This is a genomic window from Candidatus Woesearchaeota archaeon, assembly GCA_021734105.1.
Classification (GTDB): Archaea; Nanobdellota; Nanobdellia; order Woesearchaeales; family SKGA01; genus SKGA01.
In genome coordinates this window covers 26,610-50,784 of the sequence record JAIPJP010000006.1, presented here as the reverse complement: position 1 = coordinate 50,784, position 24,175 = coordinate 26,610, and the positions used below count along the sequence as shown (strand labels likewise).

26 protein-coding genes are annotated in these 24,175 nt (G+C 35.1%); 9 read left to right on the top strand and 17 right to left on the bottom strand.

Features of this window, described 5'->3' with window-relative positions:
• Nucleotides 1-132 precede the first annotated feature (132 nt).
• Nucleotides 133-1,902, bottom strand: a complete 1,770-nt coding sequence (gene infB, locus K9M74_01895; protein MCF7798632.1) for a translation initiation factor IF-2 — start codon at nt 1,900-1,902, stop codon at nt 133-135.
• 48 nt (nt 1,903-1,950) lie between these two features.
• Entirely contained in the window at nt 1,951-2,274 is a 324-nt protein-coding gene (locus tag K9M74_01890; protein ID MCF7798631.1) for a hypothetical protein, read from the bottom strand.
• Nucleotides 2,275-2,482: 208 nt separating this feature from the next.
• Between K9M74_01890 and K9M74_01885 the strand changes: the two genes are divergently transcribed.
• The 3 genes from K9M74_01885 (at nt 2,483) to K9M74_01875 (ending at nt 4,724) form a co-directional block, all read left to right on the top strand.
• Complete coding sequence (locus K9M74_01885) at nt 2,483-3,268, top strand: rhomboid family intramembrane serine protease (protein ID MCF7798630.1); 786 nt, start codon at nt 2,483-2,485, stop codon at nt 3,266-3,268.
• A gap of 12 nt (nt 3,269-3,280) precedes the next feature.
• Nucleotides 3,281-4,153, top strand: coding sequence for a patatin-like phospholipase family protein (locus K9M74_01880; protein MCF7798629.1), 873 nt, complete (start codon nt 3,281-3,283; stop codon nt 4,151-4,153).
• A 190-nt stretch (nt 4,154-4,343) separates the two neighbouring features.
• Nucleotides 4,344-4,724: a 30S ribosomal protein S8e gene (locus K9M74_01875; protein ID MCF7798628.1), complete on the top strand. Its 381-nt coding sequence runs from the start codon at nt 4,344-4,346 to the stop codon at nt 4,722-4,724.
• 63 nt (nt 4,725-4,787) lie between these two features.
• Here K9M74_01875 and K9M74_01870 read toward each other — a convergent pair whose 3' ends face one another.
• Together K9M74_01870 and K9M74_01865 are read right to left on the bottom strand one after the other, a co-directional pair.
• Complete coding sequence (locus K9M74_01870; protein MCF7798627.1) at nt 4,788-6,062, bottom strand: ABC transporter permease; 1,275 nt, start codon at nt 6,060-6,062, stop codon at nt 4,788-4,790.
• Nucleotides 6,059-7,024, bottom strand: a complete 966-nt coding sequence (locus K9M74_01865; GenBank protein ID MCF7798626.1) for an ABC transporter ATP-binding protein — start codon at nt 7,022-7,024, stop codon at nt 6,059-6,061. The genes K9M74_01870 and K9M74_01865 overlap by 4 nt, the downstream gene beginning before the upstream one ends.
• Nucleotides 7,025-7,099: 75 nt before the next feature.
• On the opposite strand from K9M74_01865, the gene K9M74_01860 reads away from it, so the two are divergent.
• From K9M74_01860 to K9M74_01845, 4 genes are read left to right on the top strand one after another with little or no spacing between them, the layout of a single operon-like run.
• On the top strand, nt 7,100-7,447 hold the full coding sequence (locus K9M74_01860; GenBank protein ID MCF7798625.1) for a hypothetical protein: 348 nt from the start codon (nt 7,100-7,102) through the stop codon (nt 7,445-7,447).
• Between the two features lie 21 nt (nt 7,448-7,468).
• Nucleotides 7,469-8,026: a hypothetical protein gene (locus K9M74_01855; GenBank protein MCF7798624.1), complete on the top strand. Its 558-nt coding sequence runs from the start codon at nt 7,469-7,471 to the stop codon at nt 8,024-8,026.
• Complete coding sequence (gene lspA / locus K9M74_01850) at nt 8,020-8,457, top strand: signal peptidase II (GenBank protein MCF7798623.1); 438 nt, start codon at nt 8,020-8,022, stop codon at nt 8,455-8,457. Before K9M74_01855 ends, lspA begins: the two co-directional genes overlap by 7 nt.
• Nucleotides 8,458-8,459: 2 nt before the next feature.
• A complete protein-coding gene (locus K9M74_01845; protein ID MCF7798622.1) occupies nt 8,460-9,008 on the top strand; it encodes a histidine phosphatase family protein in 549 nt (182 codons plus the stop codon).
• 16 nt (nt 9,009-9,024) lie between these two features.
• On the opposite strand, the gene eif1A is transcribed toward K9M74_01845, so the two are convergent.
• The 5 genes from eif1A to K9M74_01820 all read right to left on the bottom strand — a co-directional run bounded on the left by eif1A (nt 9,025) and on the right by K9M74_01820 (nt 13,606).
• Entirely contained in the window at nt 9,025-9,333 is a 309-nt protein-coding gene (gene eif1A, locus K9M74_01840) for a translation initiation factor eIF-1A (protein MCF7798621.1), read from the bottom strand.
• A 220-nt stretch (nt 9,334-9,553) separates the two neighbouring features.
• Complete coding sequence (locus tag K9M74_01835; GenBank protein MCF7798620.1) at nt 9,554-10,090, bottom strand: transcription elongation factor Spt5; 537 nt, start codon at nt 10,088-10,090, stop codon at nt 9,554-9,556.
• A 1-nt stretch (nt 10,091) separates the two neighbouring features.
• Nucleotides 10,092-10,277 (bottom strand): protein translocase SEC61 complex subunit gamma, encoded by a 186-nt coding sequence (locus tag K9M74_01830; GenBank protein ID MCF7798619.1) that lies wholly within the window; start codon nt 10,275-10,277, stop codon nt 10,092-10,094.
• Between the two features lie 111 nt (nt 10,278-10,388).
• On the bottom strand, nt 10,389-11,507 hold the full coding sequence (gene ftsZ / locus K9M74_01825; protein MCF7798618.1) for a cell division protein FtsZ: 1,119 nt from the start codon (nt 11,505-11,507) through the stop codon (nt 10,389-10,391).
• A 221-nt stretch (nt 11,508-11,728) separates the two neighbouring features.
• A complete protein-coding gene (locus K9M74_01820; protein ID MCF7798617.1) occupies nt 11,729-13,606 on the bottom strand; it encodes a GILT family protein in 1,878 nt (625 codons plus the stop codon).
• A gap of 93 nt (nt 13,607-13,699) precedes the next feature.
• Between K9M74_01820 and K9M74_01815 the strand changes: the two genes are divergently transcribed.
• Together K9M74_01815 and K9M74_01810 are read left to right on the top strand one after the other, a co-directional pair.
• Entirely contained in the window at nt 13,700-14,149 is a 450-nt protein-coding gene (locus tag K9M74_01815; protein ID MCF7798616.1) for an RNA-binding protein, read from the top strand.
• A gap of 332 nt (nt 14,150-14,481) precedes the next feature.
• Complete coding sequence (locus tag K9M74_01810) at nt 14,482-16,095, top strand: hypothetical protein (protein MCF7798615.1); 1,614 nt, start codon at nt 14,482-14,484, stop codon at nt 16,093-16,095.
• Between the two features lie 48 nt (nt 16,096-16,143).
• On the opposite strand, the gene K9M74_01805 is transcribed toward K9M74_01810, so the two are convergent.
• The 8 genes from K9M74_01805 to K9M74_01770 form a co-directional block, all read right to left on the bottom strand.
• Entirely contained in the window at nt 16,144-16,878 is a 735-nt protein-coding gene (locus K9M74_01805; protein ID MCF7798614.1) for a nucleotidyltransferase family protein, read from the bottom strand.
• A 250-nt stretch (nt 16,879-17,128) separates the two neighbouring features.
• A complete protein-coding gene (locus K9M74_01800) occupies nt 17,129-17,746 on the bottom strand; it encodes a hypothetical protein (protein MCF7798613.1) in 618 nt (205 codons plus the stop codon).
• Nucleotides 17,747-18,026: 280 nt separating this feature from the next.
• A complete protein-coding gene (locus K9M74_01795; protein MCF7798612.1) occupies nt 18,027-18,440 on the bottom strand; it encodes a hypothetical protein in 414 nt (137 codons plus the stop codon).
• A 257-nt stretch (nt 18,441-18,697) separates the two neighbouring features.
• Complete coding sequence (locus K9M74_01790; GenBank protein ID MCF7798611.1) at nt 18,698-20,389, bottom strand: hypothetical protein; 1,692 nt, start codon at nt 20,387-20,389, stop codon at nt 18,698-18,700.
• Between the two features lie 214 nt (nt 20,390-20,603).
• Nucleotides 20,604-20,930 (bottom strand): hypothetical protein, encoded by a 327-nt coding sequence (locus tag K9M74_01785; protein ID MCF7798610.1) that lies wholly within the window; start codon nt 20,928-20,930, stop codon nt 20,604-20,606.
• 186 nt (nt 20,931-21,116) lie between these two features.
• The gene (locus tag K9M74_01780) at nt 21,117-21,359 is read right to left on the bottom strand and encodes a hypothetical protein (GenBank protein MCF7798609.1); all 243 of its coding nucleotides are present in this window, start codon (nt 21,357-21,359) and stop codon (nt 21,117-21,119) included.
• A gap of 270 nt (nt 21,360-21,629) precedes the next feature.
• Nucleotides 21,630-22,763: a molecular chaperone DnaJ gene (dnaJ, locus tag K9M74_01775; GenBank protein ID MCF7798608.1), complete on the bottom strand. Its 1,134-nt coding sequence runs from the start codon at nt 22,761-22,763 to the stop codon at nt 21,630-21,632.
• 253 nt (nt 22,764-23,016) lie between these two features.
• On the bottom strand, nt 23,017-24,096 hold the full coding sequence (locus tag K9M74_01770) for a DHH family phosphoesterase (GenBank protein ID MCF7798607.1): 1,080 nt from the start codon (nt 24,094-24,096) through the stop codon (nt 23,017-23,019).
• Between the last annotated feature and the right edge of the window lie 79 nt (nt 24,097-24,175).

Genomic DNA, 24,175 nt, shown 5'->3' with positions numbered 1-24,175 from the left:
TTTCATTTTTTTTTTATTTTCCCCAGAATGGATCTTGTTTACGTTTGATTTCAGCGCCATTTACGCATAGGCGAGCAATAGAGTATTCTCCCCTTGGTCGAATACGCTGTGCAGTTCCCTTTTTCATTTTTTTTATTTTCCCCAGAATGGATCTTGTTTACGTTTGATTTCAGCGATTTCTTTAAGCAATTCTATTTCTTCAGGAGTTAAAAGTTTACTGTGTTTTTTAAGTTTGCGAAAATCAGGAGGGGGGATATCGCTGTAAAGAACATCTTCTTCATTAAGTTGACGACCACCTGTTATGTTAGGAATGGATACTGCAACTTGTTTTCCTTTTTCTGCTTCTTTTACGTTCTTTTTATCAAGTTGCATTTCTTTAACAAAAGATATTTTTTCACCACTATTTTTTATAAGTGGCATATTTGTTTTTAGAATCCCTTCTTTAATTTCTACTCCTGCAACGCAAGGGTTCGATTGACGAAAAATACAATTAGCTAGTACTTGAATTTTACAAGGACGCATGAGTCCTTCAAGACTCTTTGCAGCAATTTCTTTTTCTTTTGTAATAGACCATTCTTCGTATTGTTCAATAAGATGATAAATGACAGGGCTAGTAATTACTTTGACAAATTTTCCACCATTAACTTGTGGAATGTTAAAACCAAGAATTGCTGCTGTTAAGGGGTTAGTTTCATAGTTACTTTCAGCATCTGTGATGTCTTTTTTACTAATGGGGCCAACACTAGCTTTTCTAATTTTAAAATTTTTTTCTCCAAGTAAGACACTTAATGCTTCAAGACTGCCAATGTTATCTGCTTTAATAATAATGCCTTCATTATCGAGAATGATATTAGTATTATTTATTTCTTGAGTAATAAATTCTTTTGCAGTGTTTATTTCATCAGGTGATGTTGCGCTCATAAGTGGCATACCTGACATGACACCTTTATGTTCGGGACAACTAAGTTTTACTCCTGTTGCTGCGATGACTTCTTTAACTGATCGAAAGGAAGATTTTTTATCGCGCATTTCATTATGTGCTTCTGGCTCAAACATTGCTTTAACGCGTGTTACGAGGGGACCGTCTTGTGTTCCGATGACTACTATATCGTTGACTTTGAGTTGGCCGTTGTATATAATAACATCCATTGTTGTGCCAAGGCCTTGTTCTTCTTTGACCTCTAGCACAGTTCCTTTTGCTCTACCTGTTTCATCAAGCAAGAGATTTTTTTCAAGAAATTTTTGTGCAAGCGCGCTAATAACCATTAAAAGTTCAGCAAGTCCGAGACTTTTCTTTGCAGAAAGTGGAATAATAGAAATTTGTTGGGTGAAATCTGATACTCTATCAAAACGTTCTGCCTGCATACCAAATTTTTCATGAATTTGCCCGACGAGCTCATAAATTTTGGTATCGATAACTTGTTGTACAGCAGGATTTTGAGTTCCGATGAGACCAAGAACTTGTTTGCTAGTATCTTGTGATTGGAAACGAGGAATAAGATCAAGCTTGTTTGCTGCAATAATAAAAGGGGTTTTTGCAGCACGAAGAATTTCAATTGCTTCAATAGTTTGTGGTTTAAAACCTTCATTAATATCAACTACAACAATTGCAATGTCTGCAAGGTTGCCTCCGCGTTTTCGAAGAGAAGTGAATGCCGCGTGACCTGGCGTATCAATAAAAAGTAAACCTGGAATTGTTAGAGTAATACCCATATTTTTAAGGAGTGTTCCACATTTTTTTTGAATAGTTTCTAAAGGTACAATAGATGCACCGATTGCTTGCGTGATTGCCCCGGCTTCTGAAGCAAGGATGTTTGTATCTCTAATTGCATCTAGAACAGATGATTTGCCATGGTCGACATGACCTAGAACGGAAACGATAGGACTTCTTATATTGTTCATTGGACTTTACCTGGCGTGCTTGTATGTTCAGTGAACCGCAAGAAGTATTTATAAGTTGTGCTTGCCTTTTGGCAGATCCTGTACTAAGAGAATATCCTCAAACGTCTTGTTTAATGAACCCATGTATAATTTATTTAATTGATATGTTAGTTGGTTATAAGATGTGTTAATTGATGCAAGATCTGTTTGGTTTAAATGGTGAATTTTTTCTTTACTTAATCGATAGATTTCTTGCTCATTAGCAGGCGATTCGTACACACTTTTTAACAAGGTCCAATTTGCAATAATTTCACTTAAAGAATTTTTTTGATGAAATTGTTGATATTTTTTAGCTGCATTAATTAAATCACTTGTTGTGTGTGCGTTAGTCATACGTTCAAATGTTTTTTTTGCAGAAATTTGTCGTATATTCTGTAAACGTATTCTCGCTTTTAGTTGCAGTAGGTTGTTTATCATTTTTACTTTGGTATAGTTGTAGGGAAAAACACTATCATTTATAAATATTCTTTATTTAATAGTAGGAACAGTAATGAAGTAAAGCTCAACAAAGCTTAAAAAGAACCTCTTTCTTATACATTCCATGAATGTAAAACGTCAGCAAGAAGTAATTAAAACAAGAAGTCCCACGCTGGTATTATTAGGGATAAACATCGTATTTTTCATTTTACAATTACTTATACCTGGCTTTCAAAAACTACTTATGCTGATATCAAGCAAAGTGGTGGCAGGAGAAGTATGGAGAATATTTACTTCGATGTTTCTTCACGGCAGCTTTGGCCATTTACTCTTTAACATGTATGCACTTATGATTTTTGGTCCGCTTATTGAAGCGAGAATTGGAAGAAAAAGATTTTGGTTTGCATATTTTCTAGCTGGACTCGTTGCAGCACTAGCCTACATTGGTTATAGTTATGTGATAGGAACGCCTGATGCTGCAGCAGTTGGTGCAAGTGGCGCTATAATGGGTATACTTGGTCTAGTTATATTGTTGTTGCCTAACTTGCGTGTACTCTTCTTTTTTGTCATTCCAATGAGCATGAGAACTGCAGGAATTTTATTTGCAACAATAGACTTTGTCGGGCTTTTTAACCCAGCATCCAGTGTTGCACATGTTGCTCACCTTGGAGGGTTGGCGGTAGGACTGCTTTTTGGCTGGTGGTTACTAAAGAAAAAAAAGGTGTTTATTCAAAAATTTACTCAACAAGGATTTGGAAGTGGTCGTCGAACAGTACGGGTAAATCTTGGTCGTGGAGATACTCCACCACGAACAAATTCAACAACGAACAAAAAATCATCCGATTATTCAAAAACTATTGAGCTTACTAAAGATGAATTAGACGATTATTTTAAATATGGGAAGATTTAAAGTTGAGTAGAGATGGTGAGAAAAAACGATTTAACAACAGCAGATTTAGATTGGATAAAAAGTAAACGAGTAGGATTAGTTCTTAGTGGTGGCGGAGGTCACGGTTTTGGAGAACTTGGCGCTGTTAAAGTTTTAGAGGAATATGGCATCATTCCTGTAGCCATTACTGGTTGTTCAGTTGGTTCACTTATTGGAACATGTGTTGCTTCAGGAAAATCAATTCTAGTTGCTGAAGAAGAATTCACTTCTTTAAATCCATTTCTTTTAGCAGATTTTACCATAAAAGGATTAGGTTTTTTGAAAGGTGATAGGCTCATACGACACATTCTAAATATTTTAGAAGTAAACTCATTTAAAGATCTTAACATACCATTAACAGTTATTGCGACAAATATTAACAATGGGAAAGTACGAGCGTTTAATCGAGGAAAATTACATCCAGTACTTGGTGCAAGTATTGCAGTTCCAGGACTATTCGCACCTAAAAAAATTGGTACACAATACTATGCGGACGGAGGACTTTATTCACCCATTCCTATAGAATTCTTGCCACCGGGTTTAGATGTTATTATTGTTGTAGATGTGTCTGAGCGATGGCAGGCCATCACTAGTGTATCTAGTGCATTTCACGTGTTGCAAAATAGCGTACGGATAATGACTCATGCATTAACGAAACGAATTTTACAGCAAGCTACTAAAAAACACAATCTTATTCTTATAGAACCCCCTATTCAATCTTATAGTTTCTTTGATATTCGAAGTAAACATGTTAAGGAGATGATTAAAATAGGAGAACAATCAACGAGAAAGGCTCTAAAGAACGGTATCCGACGTTTAAGACGGGCTGAGCGAAGACTTACCAGTCAAAACGCGTTGCCAAAATAACGCATATGACCTTAAAAAGTGAAGGTAAATGAATTTTTTTGTTTCTTTTGAAGCGCACTGCTCTTGGTTATTGATTCATTCTTTTTAAACTTTGCAAAAACAATGCTTCGCGGAAGGTAATAGGTTATTTTTGTGATGAGTCCTTTAGCCAGAAAGCTTTATAAATTAAACCTTGTTTCTTGCAGCTTATATGGCAATACTACAATTACGTTCAAAACGAAAAGCGACTGGAGGACGATATAAACGTGTTCAAGTAAAACGTTTAGGACAACTTGGTCGACTTCCAGCACTAACAAAAGTTGCACCACTAAAAGTTAAGCAAGAACGAACAGTCGGTGGCAATACAAAGGACAAGCTTCTTTCTGCAGATAAGGTAAATTTATTTGATCCAGCAACTAAAAAACATGAAGTGGTTGCAATAACAACTATTTTAGAAAATCCTGCAAACCGACATTTTGTACGGCGTAACATCTTAACCAAAGGAAGCATTGTAGAAACAGCAAAAGGTAAAGCAAGAATTACGAGCCGACCAGGACAAAACACGTACGTTGATGCGATTTTAGTAAAATAAATATTCTAATTAATTATTTTATTTTTTTAAGTTTTTACTAGCTAACTTTTCCTTTTTTAGCATCTACTTTTTTTTCATTAGCAAAACACTTAGAATGAATAATCCAAGCGGCATTAAAAATAATTTATTTGCGATTTCTCCTCCAAAAAGCAACGCTTTTTTGAGCATGAGCATTTGAGCTTGTAAAGGCATAATGTGTGCAAGAAATTGAACAAATTTTGGCATAAGTTCTAATGGATAAAACATGCCTGATAAAAAGAGTAAGGGAAGTGTGAATATAAGCGAGATAAGCACCGCGACCCCTTCACTATCGCTAATAAGACCAATAAGATATCCAACAAGGGTATTAATTAAAGCAATAAATAGAATTGCTTTAATAAGTAGCCAAAAGTGAATGGAGAATGTAGCACCAAAGAGTTTGAATAGTACAAAAAGAACAACAAATTGTATGATGGTAAGTAAAGTAAAAAATGCAAGTTTTGAAAAAATATATGTTCCTGGCAGACTATTGCTTGCACGAATTCGAGAAAATAATTTCATTTTTCTATCATACATCACACCTGTTGAACAAAGCATAAGCACAAGAAACATATTGAGAATTGTAAAGAGAGGGGCAAAACCAATCTCGAGCATGCTACGCTCTTTGTGAACGCCTAGTTTATTATTGTTAATGGGATTAGAAAAGAATTTTGTATCACTATTAGCAACACGAGTAAGTTCATCATTTGCATCACTAATGCTTTGCTTAGTACGTACAAGAGATGAAATTGAAATTGAGTCGATTGTTTGGATAGCAATCTCTATTTTGTCTTGTGCATTCGCAGTTGTTGTTTGTAACTCTTTTGCAAAACTTTCAACAATTTTATTTCGAAGAGGCTGAATTGCTAAATCAATTTTCCATTCTGCAAGAGCTGTAATTGCAGGTTCGCTATTATCATAAACAGTAGTAATACTTGCTTGTTGTAAATTTTCTATATTGCTAGTAAATCCTAAGGGAATAATCATGCCAAATAAATACTCTTTATTTATTATTGCATCGCGCATGAGCTCGCGACAATTATTTTGTGTGTTAATTGTTATTTTAAAACTATCAATGCCGGCAAGCGCGCCTTTTGTAAACTCCGTTTGATCAAAATCACAGACTAATACAGTAAGAGAATCAGGTGATGTATTGAGCATGAATACATAAATAAGACCAATAATGACAGGAAGGGCGAGTGAAAGATAGAGATATTTCTTTTTTCGCAAAAGAAGCTTCATTTCTTTACCAAAAAAACCTGCAAAGCTTTGAGGAATCATACTAATTCTCGCAAGAATTCTTTTAGTCATTCTTATCATACGCTTTTCACCTTCAAAAATAATTCATCAAGATTAGGTTCTCTAAATCCTAATTCATAACAATCAATATTAAGTTTTTGAATAAATTTTATGAAGTAATTTCTTTGACCAGCACTAGTAACAGAGAACATCATATAGGTGCCAAAGCTATCCATGATGGCAATATCATGTTGAACACAATATGCTAAGATATTTTTTTGTTTTTCCTTTGAGAGCGGTCCAAACTTGAGTTCGAGAATAAAATGAGTATTAAGTTTATGCCTAATATCTGCAAGTTTTCCTTTGCTAAATATTTTTCCTTTATGCAGAAGAATAATAAGATCGGTATGATGTTCTGCTTCAACAAGCATGTGGGTGGTAAGAATTATTGTTTTTCGTTTACGCTTTTGCAGCTCAAGAAAATGCCACAATAATTTTCTGTTTTGATAATCAAGACCGACAAATGGTTCATCAAGAATCATAACTAATGGATTATGAAGCAGTGAAACAGCAATGTTAAGACGCACTTTTTGACCGCCAGAAAGTTCATTTGGAAATCTATCTAATGCAACATCAAGTTGCAGTGTCTGTAGTAATTCTTCACCGCGTTGCAATGCAATTTTCTTAGACAGCCCATGAAGTCTACCAAAAAAAACAAGATTTTCTGCAATGGATAAATCAGGAACAACAGCTATTTCCTGAGGGACAAAACCCATATCTTTTTTTGCAAGACCTCGTTTGAGTCCCGCAAAGCGGATTTTACCTTTAAATTTTTTTGTGACGACTCCTGCTAGAAGATGTAAAAAAGTAGATTTTCCTTCACCACTTCTTCCAACAACTGCAACAATCTGGCTTGTTTTTAACGTGAGATTAATACCTGCAAGAACTTGTTTTTCGCCATAAGAGAATTGTATGTTGTTTGTACGTACAAGCGGAGAAGATCGTTTTTTAAATAAGCTTAGCAATCTCTTTTTAAACTTCATATTTGTTCTTAACACCTGTTCCTCTTTATAATTCTTATCCAAACCTTTTTAAATAACAATGAGGCTATGAGGTGTATGCCAGATCTTTTAACCATTGGAATTGTCGCGCTAGCAGTTATTATTATTTTTATCCTCTTTTTTAAGCTTCTTAAGAGCGTTTTAAAGGCAGTAGTTATTGCAGCAGTACTTCTTATTGTGTTTTTACTTGTGATGAAATTTGCAGGTGTACCAACTGATGGATTGCTTAATAAGTCAAATGGAACGGATAATGATGCAGTAAACATGACAACTAATCAAACAATGAATCTTGCAGGTCAAGCAATACGGATTGTAGAAGGTACTGGAGAGAAACTCTTAGATAAGGTATCGGATGCTTTAATTGAAGACATAACCATGTCTGATGCGATTACAGAAGAAGAATAACTAGTACATTAGGTGAGAGCTATGAGTTTTTTAAGTAAAATTTTTCACAAAAAAGATGATTTTGATATTAACGATCCAGCATTTACAGCAGGGCTACCACCCATGCAAGACGCGATGAATTCTACAATGGATGTAGGGGCTTCTGCTTTACCAAATGCCTCATCGCCAGATTCCTCGCATGCAACCTCGACACCTGCTAATTCTACTTCATTTGAACAATCAGGCACGCCATCATCAGGGGTTGCATCATTTATGGAACGATCAGGAGATGATCTCACTGGGCTTCCCCCTTTTGAAGATGATGCACCAGAGCAGCAACATCAACCAACAGCCTCACAACAGCTCTCGTCACAACAAACAACACCTTCTCCTGCTGCATCCTCATCAACAAAAGGGCAAGAACTTGCTCAGCATTATATTCAACAACAAGAACAACCGATTCGAGGACAACAAACAACTTCACAAGGAAAAACAACAGCACATTCATTAGAAGTAATTGACGTTAAATTAGACGCGATTCGTAGTGAACTTTCTTCTATTAGTCAACGACTCGAAAAACTCGAACAAAAAAAATGGTAAAACAATATCGAGGTTATATTGTCCTTGCACTTCTCGTGCTCGTTTTAGACCAACTTACTAAATTAGTTGTTCGACTGGGCGATTTATTTACAACAGGCGCTATTGTTGATATCACCTTTATTATTAATACGGGAAGCTTGTTTAGTTTATTTGACAGCGTTAATGCGATTAACATAATTTTTATTATTATTAGTCTTTTTGCTTTAGGATTTTTAATTTATTATGTGGAACAAGAAAAAAAGTATCTTTTAGGGATTGGATTATTATTGGGAGGTATTTTAGGGAATTTATTTGATCGCATATTTGTTGGAGGAGTTATTGATTGGATAAATTTTCATATCTGGCCAGTTTTTAATCTTGCAGACGCTGCAATTGTTACAGGTGTTATTGTAACTATTATTATGGTCTTGCGAGATGATCGAGGAGATTGATAATGAAACTTTTTATTATTCGACATGGAGAAACAAATTATAATGTGCTTAAACTCTGTTCAGAGTCGCCAGGAACACACGTTTTTTTAACCAAAAAAGGAAAAGAACAAGCACAACAAGTAGCAGAAGAATTAGCCCATATTCACTTTGATGAAGTCTATGTCTCAGAACTCTATCGTACGCTACAAACAGCATCAATTATTAATCAATATCATGAATTACCCTTAAAAATTGATTCTCGAATAGATGAAAGAATATCTGGTTTTGATAATTTACCACTTGAATTATATCGTCAATATTATGATGCTGACTGGTATACAAAAAAAGCACCAAATGCAGAAAGTTTTCAAGAACTTAAAAGCCGTGTACGCTCATTCTTGCAAGATTTATTTGCCAAACGAGATGAACTAAACAATGTTCTGATTGTTTCACATGGACAAACCATACATGCTATGAAAACATTTCTTTTAGGTATGAGTGATGAAGAAGTCTATGCAGCTGAATTTGCTGGTCATCCAAGAAATGGTGAAATTTTTCAGTATGAATTATAAATTGAGAATATGTTTTTTAGAATTCGTCTTGACTTTCAAGCTCATCAAGATAACCTTTGTTTCTAAGCCACTTAGCCTGTACAGGTCGATATTTGAAAATAATATCTCCTTTTTCATCGCCACCAAACTCCCATGGTTGTACGAGCACAATATCATTTTCTCGCACCCATAAATAACGCTTTAGTTTTCCTGGGATACGACAAATACGCTCTTTACCATCAAGGCATTGTACGCGACAACGACTACCGCCTAACCGAGCCATGAGTAAGCCAATAGTTTCTTCACCTTTAGGAAGGCGAACTCTACGTACTTCTTCAGCTTCCATTTGAGCTCTATCTTCAGGACTCATAGGTTTTCTTGGTGCTGGTCGTTTAGGTGGTGGCATAATGCTACGAAACAAAGGTTGCTTTATATACTTATTGAAAATTTATAATATGTTTAAAGAGGAAAATAGTTTTATTTTTCATATTGGATACATGAGCTTAGAAAAATGTCTTACTTATTGTTGGATTGTTCTTTCTTTGTAAAAAGAAAAAAAGAAGACGTTATTCTTCATCGTCATCGCCTTCACGACGAATAACTTTTACAGCGTCCATACGAAGTGTGATGGGAATAGGAACTGCCGCTTCAAGTAGTTCGACAACAACTTCTTCTTTTTGCCGGTCAATACGAGAAACTTTTGCTTTTTCACGCTTAAAAGCACCGCTGATAATTTCAACGATATCATTTTTCTTGATATTCATGTCTTTGACGACTTGCTCAAGCATGTGTTCAATTTCTTTATATTCAATAACGTTAGGTAAAAGTCCTCGAGCGTAAGGAATACCATAAGCTGCTTGCTCTGCATCGCTTCTGCTCCCTGCTTCAACAAAGATGTAACCGCGCATGCCGTGAGGTCTAATTGCTGCATAAACTGATAAGTTCTTTCGCTTTGCGTTACTACCCAGAAAACTTAATACTTGATCTTCTCGATTAGCTGTTGTTCGCACCGCATAAATTTGCGCTTCATCAGTGGTTTGACTATCGGTGTCTTTAACAGTTGTTTGGTTATCATTATTCTGGGACTTGGTATTGTTGCTCATTTTAAACTCCTTTTACTTTGAAAAAATAATCAATTGCGTGAATGATGAAACCAATCAATCCAATAAGAAGGATTCCTAATCCTGCAACTTTCATGATTGCTTTATATTCCTCCCTGGTAGGTTTTTTAGTAATGCGAAATACTCGAACGCATTCCTTGTAGAAGGAACGAATTTTTTCTCTTTTCATCGTGTAATCCTACCTCAGAAGCGCGCTTCTCCTTTTAAAGGTTGCCTTTTAAAGGCTGTTGTTAATTAAACGCATGTATGCGTTTTAGCACCGCTTAGACCCGTTATTATGCTAATTGATGAATTCAATACCTAAATCAGTTTCTTTTTCGCTTTTTCCATCAAATTTTTCCGATTTACGGCCTGTAATTTGGGAGCTTTGTACGCCTGTTACAATGAGCATGACTCGAATAGTGCCTTCAAGGTCTTCGCTAATTTGTGCTCCCCATATGATGCGGGCATCATCACTTAAACGCTCACTAATGGCTTGTACAACCGTTTTAGCTTCATCAAGTTTAAGATCATTACCGCCTGCAACATTAATAAGCGCGCCATTTGCACCACTAATATCTACGTCAAGTAAAGGATTATTTACTGCTTTTTCAACAGCTTCAGCGGCTCTATCATCAGTATCTGATTCTCCAACACCGATGAGCGCCACACCACCATCGCCCATAACAGCACGAATATCTGCAAAATCAAGGTTAACAAGACCTGCTTTGGTTACCAGCTCTGCAATACCTTTTACAGCGTTAGTGAGAATTTCATCTGCGACTTTAAATGCAGTGTGTAATGGTAAGTCATGTGCTATTTCTAAAAGTTTATCGTTGGGAATAACAATGAGCGTATCAACATTCTTTTCAAGAAGTTCAAGACCTAAAATTGCATTTTCTGTACGTCGTCCACCTTCCATTTGGAATGGAAGCGTTACAATTGCAACCGTTAAACAACCAGATTTTTTTGCAATCTCGGCAATGACTGGAGCTGAACCGGTACCCGTACCACCACCAAGGCCGCAGGTGATAAAGACCATGTCGCTGCCTTGAATGCCATTTCGAATATCAGATTCGGACTCCTTAGCAGATTCAGCACCGACATGCGGTTGGCCACCGGCACCAAGACCTTTAGTTAAATCTCGACCGATAAGCACCTTTTTATCCGCACTTGTATAAAGTAAATCTTGCGCGTCAGTATTTACTGCAATAGTTTCAGTTCCTATAATGCCAACTTCAGCAATACGATTAATAGTGTTACAACCACCACCACCTGCGCCGATAACTTTAATTTTTGCTTTTTGGCTACTGAGCAATTCTTCAAGCTCTGCATCAAGCACATTTTCTGGTTTAGAAGCTTTTGGGCGTTCTTCACGCTCTTGAGCATTAATCATAGCATCTTGAATAAATGAATCCATTTCTATTCCTCCAATTATAAACCCTCAACACCCTCTTTGGATATAGTATTAGGGAGAGACACTGTTTATAAACTTTTCTAGGCCAGTCTAGTGACGAACGAAGCCACACGCGCTACTGTTTAGCGTGTACATGAAATAAGTATTACTATACTTAAAAATAACTTTAGAAATAGAAAGTAAAAAGAAACTAATAAAAAATAAAAAAATAAACAAGAATGGTTTTAACAACTACCTTCTACTGCTGGTGCATCATTGACAACAACTACATTATCGCATGCTGTTGGAGCATCATCAAATGCTGCGCAAAGGCCTGCTTGATAACCACTTGCACTTCGAGAGCCACTAAATGAGATCCCATCAATATATACTCCAGGACTACCGCTTGCACCAAAGAGTTTCATTAATCGAGCATCTTCTGCTGCAAATTCAATTGCTCGTTCTTCTTCACAATTTGCAATGTAGTCAACATCATAGCCTAGGTCTTCTGCAATTGCAACATAACATTCATCTGCGTTTTGTGATGTGCATGCGCTGTTCATTTCGATTACAAATTCAAACCACGCATCAAGACCGTACTTTTCTTGAACGCATTGTTCTCGAACGTTTTGTCTAGCTTCAACTACGCCGTGCATGGAGCAGTATTTATTCTCCTCATCAAGACAATAATTAGGTCCGCCACCTTGATAGTTTTCATAATAAATATAGTGTGGGAAGAACTCTGCATCATCTTTGAGGAGTTCGTATGCACCAATCATTGCTTCTTCAGCTTGATTACCGTGCGGACAATAACTCATTAGAAAGAAATCAATTTGTGGTTTATTATCGCCGCTTACAATTCCCATTTCGCTTAATCGAGCTTTTTGCTTTTCTTCATCGATAAACCATGTTGCACCAGTAATACTATCTAATAATTTATAACTACCATCGTCTAGTGCTTCAAAACTTGTTTGAAATTGTACATCTTGCCACACTTGTGTTTCTGTTACGCCAGGTGCAAATATATAGGTGGGTACGATATCAACGTTGTATTTTTTAACAAGTGCTTTTCCTTCTGTGCTACTAACATCAACAGTTCTAATTGTTGCGCCAGGGAAATAACCTGTTGTTGCACCCACAATTCCTGAAGTATCGCATGAATTACATTTTTCATCATTAAGCACAATCATTTCAAACTCTTTGACAGGAGGAAGATCATCGCATGCTGTGGGTTTATCATTACCAAATGCAGCGCAAAATGCTCGCTTAAAATCATTAATTTCGCGACCGCCGGTATATGGTTGATTGTTAACAATGATTGTTGGACTACCTGATGCGCCTGCATTAACACTATTAGCTGCTGATTCAGAAAGTAGTTCTTTTCCTTTATCACCCTGATAACAAGTACGTACTGCTTCTACATCATAATCTAAACTTTGCGCACACGCTTCCCAATTATTTGGAATTGCGCTTGCATCTTTGTTCATGCATAAAACGAAATCAAGATATTTGCTTGCATCGACATCTCGGGCACAAAGCTGAACAATGTTGCCATCGGTTTCTGGTTGGCCATGTAAACTTTGGAACGCGCCATTTCCTAAGTCAGTTGAAATATAATCAACCTGTAAATCAAAATTTTCTTCGCCTAATTCTTGTACTGCAGGAAATAAGGTGTCTTCAGCTTGTACACCGTATGGACATTGACTCATTACGTAGAGTTCTACAGCAAGTTTATCAGAAACTGCACTAGTTAATTGTCCGGTTAATTTATTATTTGTTTTTCCTTCTTTATCTATATTAATGGAAATATCGCTAAATCCATGGGTGAATATAGATGCGATTAATAGTACTGCTAATGCAATAGTTGTTACTTGCCAGATCGCAGGACCAGTTCCTGTTTTTGCAGGTTTACTTTTGTAAGTTGTTGTTTCTTTGTTAGCTACACTGCGCTCATCATGATGTCGTCTTGTTTCATTTGGTTCTTGTCCAGGAAGACTTTCATTCATTTCAGCAGATTCTTTTGCTTCTTGATCTACTGCGGGATGAGCTATTTTATTCTTTAAATGTTTTTTATGACTTTTCGTACTAATCACCCCACCCATATTTGGATTTACTTTTAACATTTTGGCTGCTTATATAAAGTTTATGCTGAATTAATAAATAAATTTATTTTCAAAAAGAATTATTTTATAAATAATCGCCGCTAGTGGCTCTTTATGCGAAAACAGTTTTCCAAAAGCGATATTAAACAATTTCTTGAAGCACATACTTTTGCAAGGGGGCTTTTTACTAAAAAATCTCAAGTTGTCCAAGATGATGCTGCATTATTTGTTGATAACAAACTCTATTTTCTTTTGTTTAATGATGTTTGGTGTCCTTCACTAAAACTTTTAGTAGATAATCCGACATTATTACCGCACGTTGTTGTTGATAAAGGAGCAATTAAGTTTGTTGTGAACGGTGCAGATGTTATGCGACCAGGAATAGTTCGTATGGACTCCTTTTGTTTGGGCGCTCTTGTTGTCATTGTTGACGAAGGTTTTGGTAAGCCACTTGCTGTGGGAACTGCATTATTTTCTAGTGATGATATGCGCAAAATGGATTCTGGTAAAGTTGTTACGTTGTTACATCATATTGGCGATGCCTATTGGGAGAAAAGTATCTAAAATTATTTTGCTGAGGTGTACGCAGAGTTGTGTACTATATTTCAAAGAGATTTTTCTTTTGGAGTTTAGCATCTCTTTTTTAGATTGAACTTTTTGCTATGCTCCCCATTTCTTTTTTTATGATGGCTATGTTCTGCTTTGTCCTTTATGAAGTGAGTGAGATTATTGTATGAATTTTATGCTTTTAGGCTCGTAGATGTTCTGTATTCCTTGAATTTCTTTGTTTGAATTGATTGCTATTTGCCATTTAACACGCGGAATTACCAGTTTACTACTAACAGGTAATAAAAATAACGAAAGATTTAAATAGTAGTTTTACCATAATATGCTATATGGGAAATAAGAAGAAATTAGATGATATTCCTTTTGAAATTCATCGCGCAGACGAAGATGAAGGTTATAGTCCTGGTTCTATAGTTGAGCTCTCACCTACGTTAGATACAAACATTCAGTCCTCTACAACACCCAAAAAACCACTTGCTCGCCCTTTACAACAAGAACGAGTCATAGAATTTACCGATGCGTCTTTAGGCGAAACTATTCGCCAGCATTCTAGTAAACAGTTATCACGTGATCTACACACCCGCTACGCTTCGCACACTTCGCACACTTCGCACACTTCGCACCAATCGAGCATTTTACGCAAGGCACGACAAGTAGGCAAACTAGCCGCAGGAACACTTCTTGCAGGGTTTCTTCTTTATTCCGGAGGGCGAGCAATTTTTTCAACAAGTGACTCAACAAGCAGGCCGGACAAAGAACTTTTTACTAGAGTTGCAGAAAACTTTCTTCCTGAAGGTGCAGTCGTTGGACTTGTTACTGACAAGGATACTACTTATTTTTATGAAAAAGACGCATTTATGAGAAATCTCAGCGCACAAAAAGCATATGTTGATGATTCCTTATTAACTGTTGATACAAATATAATGAATAAAACTATTTCACTTGTTAATCATCTTTCTTTTGATGAACTCATGAAAACAACAGGACTTAACGGTATGTACAAAATGTATACTGGATTTGCTACAGAAAAAACAGACTTTGATTTTGCAATGAACTTTATGTGGACGCGAAAAGTAGCAAAAATGAATGGTCGATTTGCAGGCCTTGCAACAATATGGGCCCAAGCATACGACCAAAAAACAACATCCAAATCAAACCTGCAAGAATTTAAAAAAACTTTAGGTGAGACGTTAGATGATATGCTTTCTTCACTTGACAAACATGATTATTATGGTATCGGAGATTCAGCAGCAACCAAAGATGGTATGATAAGTATAGCATTTCACGATGAAAAAAAACGATTCTTAGATAATTATATGAACAATCTTAACGAAAATATTCTAGTTGCTTACACGTTAACAGAATTATTCCCTGATATTAACCCCGCATTTAATCTTGCATCTTTTGATAAACTCCTTAAAGAAGCAGGACCTGAATTTATCTATAATATACCTGCACTGGGAGATTCATGGCTTAGCCACGGACCATTCCAATTTACTTCACAAATTATTCAACCAAACGGCGCGCCATCTTTAAATCAATATTTTTCTGATAATTTTTGCATTCCAGCAAGTATGGAAGACTATGACACGCCAGAAGAACATAATCGCGCAGCAGTCATGACGATTATTTATAATGCAGAACTCTTGGCAAATAAACTTTATACGGCTGGCGAAATTAAAAATTTTAATGATAATTTTGAAGCATTATCCAAGCGAGAACAAGAAATATTTATTGCAGGACAAGCAAGTGCCGCCCATCATTATTCTTCAACATCAGCATCAACAGTACGAGATTATCAAATGGCGGTTACTGCCGGCAAAAAAGATTTTAAAGATATTATTTCTACTATTGAATATACAAAAGGTGATTATTATTACGATCAAAGCATTCGCAATTACCTTGTTTTAGACGCGCTTGAAAATCAAAAAAAGAAAAAATGAAATTATCACATTTCTTATTATGCTACCAAAGCTAATTGAAGAAAAGGTTTATTTTTCATTCGCTTTTTTATAATCTTCCAAACTACCAATATCGATCCAATTATCGATAGGTCGAGTATATACTTCTGAAACTTTAGTTAAGAAAATAATCATCTCGCCCATGTTGTCTAATCTCTTATTTTCTGCGACTAAATCCTTAATTTTATGTAGGTCGTCTTTTTTGATAAGATAGACTGCGGTTGCTGTTAAGCTTGATTTAGGATTGGCAGGTTTTTCTTCAAAGGTAAGAATTTTATTAGTTTCATCAATTTGTACAACGCCAAATTTATTAGCTAAAAGTTGAGGGTCTTTAAGATCGTAGGTTGCAATAACGCTTGCATGTTTATTTTTTGCGATATCTGCCATTTCCTCAAGATTAGTTTCAAAAAGATTATCGCCAGCAAGAAGAAACACGTCGTCATTGATTTGCTGATTTTTCACAGCAAAAAGCAAATCACCAACTGCACCAAGTCTATCGTCATTAGATGTTGTGCCATCGTTTACAATAGCAATAGTTGTTGGCGAGTCAAAACTTTCAGCCCACTTCGTGAATGTTTCTGCAAACTTATTGTTTGTAACAATAATAATTTCATCAAGTTCCCCTTTTTTTGCTAAATTTTCTAGTTGTTTAATAATTAATTCAACAATTGGTTTTCCTTTAATAGGAAGCAGTGGCTTTGGAGTGTGTTTCGTTAACGGGTAAAGTCTTGTTGCGTACCCCGCGCAAAGAATAATTGCTTTCATGATACGTATTTTTAATAAGTTTTCTTTTTAAATGTTTGGTAGAAAAGGCTTTGTATAGAGATGAATTAATTTTTTTATTGCGAAGAAGTATTCTTACTCTGCTCAAAAGAATTTATCAACAAATGAACTCGCAATATAATTGTTGCTCATGCTATCATGCTATCTTTTTACAGTAGACCTTGCAATTCTTTTTTAAAGCAATCCTAAACGATGATTTTTAGTCATTTTTGTGTTGCAGAACATTATTTTTTTATAACCATTCTTCAAGAAGTATTTTTTCTTGTTTACCTAATGGTTCAATAGCAATAACTGTATCTATCGTGATGGGTGTTTTAGAAGTAATTTTTATTGCGTTATTTTCAGTATAATAATCAAATTCGGGGTCTGGCTCAATAGTATGGGCGAGTAAATCATTATTAAAATATATTGCAACACCATTTCGTTTAAACGCTTCAAAATAGTTTGCATGTACACTATCTTCAGAAATATTTTTTGCATTGAATATTTTTTTATATTTTTTAAATAATTCTTGAGCTGAGAAGTCATCAAAATTAACTCCTTGTTGAGCTATAAAATGAAATGATTTAGCTAAATAATCCTGAAATGCATGCATTTTAGCAAAGTCCTTAATCACTTCAATAATGTTTTCTTCTTTATTTGCAGCAAAACCTTTTGAGAATGGAAATGTTTTTGGAAAATTATGATGGGCACAAAAATATAATGTATTAAGCTCGCTGTAGGGTGGCAAACCCATAGACAATTTACTTGAAGTGAGAAAAGCAGTAGTTTCTTCTATGGAGCTGCCTCGAACAAAATTATATTGTTTAGGTTTTTCTAAATTGATGTGGTGATATTTTTCTTCTTGCATAAAACGTTGTTGTTTTCTATGACTATATAAATATATGTTGCTATTGGCTTTGTTCACCAAGGATAATTTCTTTAAGGCAGTATTCTATCTTTTTAAAGCAGATCTTTTTGATTCTAATTTCGAAAAATTAACTGCTTTCACATAATGATTCGTTCTTAGTTTTTATTATTTTTTAGCGAGAAATTTTATGGTGAGAGCATAGTGTTATGAAACATACTTTTAAAGTTAATTTGAGCCATTACTAAAAGAAGATGTTTTATATTGTGTTAGGATAAGGGATTTATTGCCCATTAAAGCCCCAGAGTAAAGCATGAGCGTGTTTCTTTGCGATATCAATCTCTTTTTTTTCCCAGCCATCTCCAAGAATTCTGTATTCTATAGTTCTTTTGTTTTGTTCAGCCCGACTAATTCCGTATTGCATGCCTCTAGAAATCCCTAAATCTTGATATACAACAGTAACAATATCTGGCAGAGATTCAATTAAGTCTTTTCCAGCATTAATTCCCAGATCTCTTTCTTGAGGGATTGTATCATCTAGTATTCCGGGTTGCGTATAAAATAAATGCGAAGCAAAAGGTGTTTCTTTACGAAGCAAACTATCTCTAACACACGCTCTTGCATAAAGAAGATTTCTTTTTATTTCTTGTTTAGTATTTCCTGAATAAGGAGTTTCAATATCAACAAATTTTTTCATATATTTATTGGATTATTTACTATTTTTTAAAACTATAGGTTAGTTGGCTTTTCTTTAAAAAGAAGAGTATGTGGTTTTAAAGACGCCTTAAAGAATTCTTAAGGCGAACAAGCAGACAGACAAATTTGTGTATACCTGCGTAATATCTGCGTTAAGAATTTTTTTTATTCCTAAAGAAGTGTAAGGATTAACAAGCCCTCTTGACGCATTTAATGCGTAATTATTAAAACTTTTTTTGTTTTGTTATTGCATTTATTTTATATAGGTTGTTCGTTTAAGAACTGTTCTACACACATAACCACTTCTGGTGGCGGGACTGGTCTGGGTTGACAAGGAACTATTAGGTTGGTATCTATGCTGTTGTCCATTGTTTCATAGCACTCAAAGCCTTCAGGCTCTACCATAATTGTCGGCGGTGGAAAACCACACTCATTCCAATACATTATACTTTCTTCGAAACTTTGTCTACACTCCAAGAGTTCATATTCCCATCCTACGAGTTCGTGTTTGGTGATGAGCACTTCGCATGACAAAGGTATTATTTCTTGTTCTTCTTGTGTTATTTGCTGTATTTCTTTTTGTGTTACTTCTTGTGTTTCTTCTGGGAGTTCTTGATTACTAGTAGTTTGCGGAGTGGGAATCTTTTGTGTTGTTTGATTGGTTGAATTGGCAAGTGTTGAACTATTAAGAGATGTTGTGTTTTGCAAATCAATAGAGCTTTTCTTAATGTCTTGTTGTATTGTTTTATTAGTACAATCTATTGGAGGTGCGGGTAACTGCTCAGGATTATTATTTTTAAAATCTCCTTTGTCATATAACCAAGTATAAGCACTTACTAAGTCTCCAGAAAAAATATTATCACACGCCTCTTTATGTGCCATTTCATAACAAAACAATCGAGGATTGCCAACTTTTGTTTTTGGTCGAAGCAACTTTTTTAATTCCTCAAGTTTTGCAGGGTCTGGATTACAAACATCTATTTCAAATATTTTTCGTAACAATTGCCTTGCAACATTATACTTTGCATTTTCAATACGCTCTTTAATATCATTTCCAAGTAAACCCGGCTTACTTTCTGCATTGGTGTAATCGTCATTTGCACGCTCCATTGATTTAATGAGGATATATAATTGTACTGCTTCTTCTAGCGAATCATTATCTGCAACGAGTTGTGCTTCAAACCACTTTCTAAATTTCTTTTTTGTTTCTCGATTAATTTTTTCTATATTTTCTTTTGAAAAGAAAGATTCTTCGCCTGTTGCGCTCAAAGAAACTTCCAGTAACGCCTGTAGTTCATTAAGTTTTTTAACAAAATCAGGATCGTCTTGTTGAATGTTTGCAAACGTTTCTTCTTTAAGCATATCGCCCCTTTTTTTTAACTCATTCATTAAATATTTACATTCAGGATTATCTATGTAATTACCATAAGATGTAGATTGTTTTTTCCGACAATACTCGTTAATAACTCTTTTAAGTTTAAATAATTCTTGTATGCTCGCGTTTTCCATTGCTCTTCGTATTGCAACAGCAGTATTTTTATCAGGTTGTTGGGTGATTACTTTTAGTGTTATATTTGCAATTAACTCACTATTTGTTGTAAACTGTGTTTCGGGTGTTATTTTTTGTTTTTCATCTTTTTGTGAACTTGTTGTGGTTGTTTGCATCAGTCCTTTTATTGTATTCCATAATCTGGATAAAAAACTGTTTTTCTTAGTTTTTTCACATGCAAAACAATACCCTTCTTTAAGAACGCAACTTTCACTACAACTTTTCTCACACTCACTAACAGAGTTAAAGTTATCGGTGCAGTTAAAATCAATAGAAGCTTGGGTTGGTGAGTATGTAATAACAAAATCATCATCTGTTAGAGAATTATTTACGTTAAGATTGTTTTGCTGAGCATTAACTAGTGCAGGTGCACTTAATAAAAGAAATAGAAGAATTAACATTTTGTGAACTAGTCTCATACTATCTTTTTATATGGTTTGTTTTCTTTAAATATTTATGCGAAACACTTATTAAGCAAAATCTGTATTTATAAGAAGAAGTCATGATTGACTTGCAATTTTTTTAGTAAACTTTCTTTTTCAAATTTTCACGTTATTTTTTTAACAATGAGGAATACTAAAACAACATGAGTGCTTGGTATTGTTTGGGAACAATTTACTCCGGACTTTTAAGAATATCTTTGTTATGTATCTTTTCTAAACCGACAACTAAAAAATCTTTAATTTGATTATCTTGTATTTTTGGCTCCACGACGCACGCAACTTCTTGTCCTACTTCGAATTTGCTGTTTTTATGCGTGGTGAATGACTTATCTTCAATTTGAATAAAGAAAAGACCTGCTCGTGTTTTCTTAATTATGCCAGGCATAAGAAATTGTTTTTCTGGAGTTGATGTGTTTGAATTGATGAGAAAATTGCCTGTATCAGTATGTGCTATGGTGAGTGAGAAAAGTTGAGAAAAAGAAAAGAAAATTTGTTCCATTTTTGTGTGCTCCATATTGCGAAGATTTTTTTTGCGCAAAGCAGATAATTAGCTCATATCGCTCGCGGTAATTTTGCTTTTAGCAACGCACATAAATTATTTCATTTTTGGCACGCCAAAAATCTTCAATTTTTTAGCGAATACTCCTTGCTTGATTTACTTTTAAGGCAACAAAAAATTGCTTGCTTACAAAATGTCTTCAATGGGTTTCTTTTTTTCAATTTTTGGAGCTGGTTTTGTTGCTTCTGCTACTTGCGCATCTGCTTGAAGATCAACGCCTAATTCTTTTAAACCACCAAGATGCATTTGCATAAGTTGTTCAACGATATTTAAGATTCGGGCTAGTTCTTCACGTTCTTTTGCTAATGTTGCAAGGGAGCCTTTGTGAAAGCCAATTTGTTCTTCTTTACTTGTTTGTTGTTCTGTCATAATGTTTAACCTCTCTATTTTTTTTATTATTTGTTATTGTATTAAATTTTGTTTGTCTTATAATGTAGTTTATTCTTGTTATTTAAATGCTCTTTTTTTGCGCAGCATTGTTCTCGTGCTAAAAAAATACTGTGTATTTTTGGCGCCTCAAGAAAATCTCTGCTTTTCTTAAGGTTCTGCTCGAAATGTCTATCATTTATCGCAGCTATTTGCTTTACTTTGTTTGCAAATGCGATGAACTTTAAGTTATTTGCAAGGTGGCGTTAATATTTACTCAAACGCACTTTTAATTTTCTCAAAAAGTCTTTCGTGAGGTTTCTTTTCCTGTTGCCCCTTCTCAAAATCTTTAAGTGCTTCTTTTTGCTTTCTACTTATACTTGTTGGCACTTCCACTTGAATTTTAACGTATTGATCTCCAATATCGCTATGTTGTACATGTGGTAAACCCTTATTTTTCATGCGAAGAAGAGTACCTGGTTGTGTTCCTGAAGGAATTTTAAGTTCTGCTTTTCCTGTAATTGTCGGTACCGTGATTTTATCACCAAAAACTGCTTGACTAAATGTAATGGGAACTTCAATATATAGGTTTGTTCCATCGCGACGAAAAAATTGATGATTTTTTTCATGGATGAAAATGTATAAATCTCCAGCTGGCGCGCCAGGTTCTCCTGGTTCACCTTCGCCTTGCATTCGAAGCCGCATGCCGTCTTCGATACCTTCAGGAATAGTAATCTTAATAGTTTTCTCGCCATGCACAAAACCTTTTCCTTGACAAGTAGTACAGACTTCATCAACAACCTCACCCATGCCGTTACAGGCATTACATGTTGTTTGCGTTTGCATAGCACCAAAAGGAGTTCGTCGAACAGTAGTTGTAACACCTTTACCACCACATTGCGCACAGGTAGTTATTCCATGACCACCATGACCATCACAATCATTACAGGTGATTTTCTTTTTCATCTTAACTTTTTTATCAACACCTGTTGCAACTTCTTCAAGGGTTACATCTAAATCATATCGAAGATCGGCTCCTTGTCGGGGACCGCGTCTGCCAGCAGTATTAAAGCCACCTCCTCCGCCGCCGAAAAAAGAGTCAAAAATATCATTAAAATCAAAACCAGAACCTGAAAAATTAAAACCTCCAAAGCCACCGCCTGGACCACCAGCACCGCCATATTTCATACCTTCGCTGCCGAATTGATCGTATTGTGCTCGCTTATTATCATCACCAAGAACACTTGCTGCTTCATTAACTTCTTTAAATTTTTTTTCTGCTTCAGTGTCGCCTTCGTTTAAATCAGGATGGTATTGTTTAGCCATCTTTTTATACGCTTTCTTAATTTCTTCTTTACTGGCGTCTTTGTTAATGCCTAGCGTTTTGTAGTAATCTTTTTTGGTCAAACTATCACTCCTTTTGTTTCTTTACTCATAATATTAGTATACTAAATATTATTATACTACGCTCATACTAAAAAAATTTTGAAGGAATTTGTTTGGGATTTACTGCCCTTTTTTATCAAAATTTTTTTTTCGTTGGCTGAATCTTAAAAATTCACTAGTTTATGCAATGCGCACTTTATACCTTGTTTTTTAGGGTGTGAGTAAGATACTTGTAATGTGGATTTTTATGATTTTATTATTATGATTTTGTTATTTACTTTTTCTTGTGTTCCTTAAGAATATTTTTCTTAAAATCATTAAAATCTTCTTTTCGAACAGTAGCACCTGCTGCAGGGATGTGTCCTCCGCCTGTTGCATCAGGCAAATGTTTTGTTGCTTTTTGGAGTAATTTACCCATATTTTCTTTCATATCTTGTCTTCGAGCACTAATTTTCATAAACGAACCCACTTCTTGAGCAACAAGAAGCGTAGTGCTTGGTTTTGTGTTGTTGTGTGACAAAATGGTTGAGACAACAGAGTTAATATAATAATCTGATTGGAAATTATAAAAAATAATATTGCCATGTACTTCTTTTTCTTTTTCGAAATTATCAAGTGCTCTGTGAATTTCAGTTTTTACTGGAGCAAATTCTTTAAGGCTTTCAATTGCTTGTTTGTACTCTTTAGCATAATATAAACTTTCAAACACTGTTTTATAAGCGTGTTTAGTGCCTACACAATCGGCATATGAACAAAATTCAGTCACGTCGCTAAACTCCGTATCAAAAATATTTGGTTTGATGTGTACTTTATTTTCTGTTAATACTTTATCAACAAAATTTTTTCTAGGCTTGTAACAAGAATCACCAATTATTCCCACACAAGCAAGCCATTGTAATTCTTCCATTGAAGTTAGTTCAGAAAATAATCGATAAACAAGCTCTGCAGTACAAAACTGATGATTATCTAATTCGTCTTGTAATGATTCTGGTTTAATAATGGTAAAATTAACTGGAATATCTTTTATTGTGGGGTGGTGATCTAAAACAAGTACTTTGTAATTTTCTAATCGTTTTATATCAGGATATGTCTCAGCAGCAATATCAAGATAAATAACTGTATCAATATTGTGCTCTTTTAGTTCTTTGAGTAGCTCGTCATGAATATTACGTTCTCCATGATGCTTAGGAATATTTAATTCTAGTTTAAAGTTGAGTTTTTCTAAGCCTTTTTTAAGTAGAACCGCAGAACTCATTCCATCAGGATCTGTGTCGTGAACTGCCGCAATTCTGCTTGTTGGGCTTAATGATTGTATGAAAGCAATAAAGTTATGTACGTTTTTTGTTAATTCCAATGACTCCACCTCAATAGTACCGCTTTCCCAAAACAAATGTTTTGGGTAGCTAGTACTAAAAAAAGATTAGAAACATAAA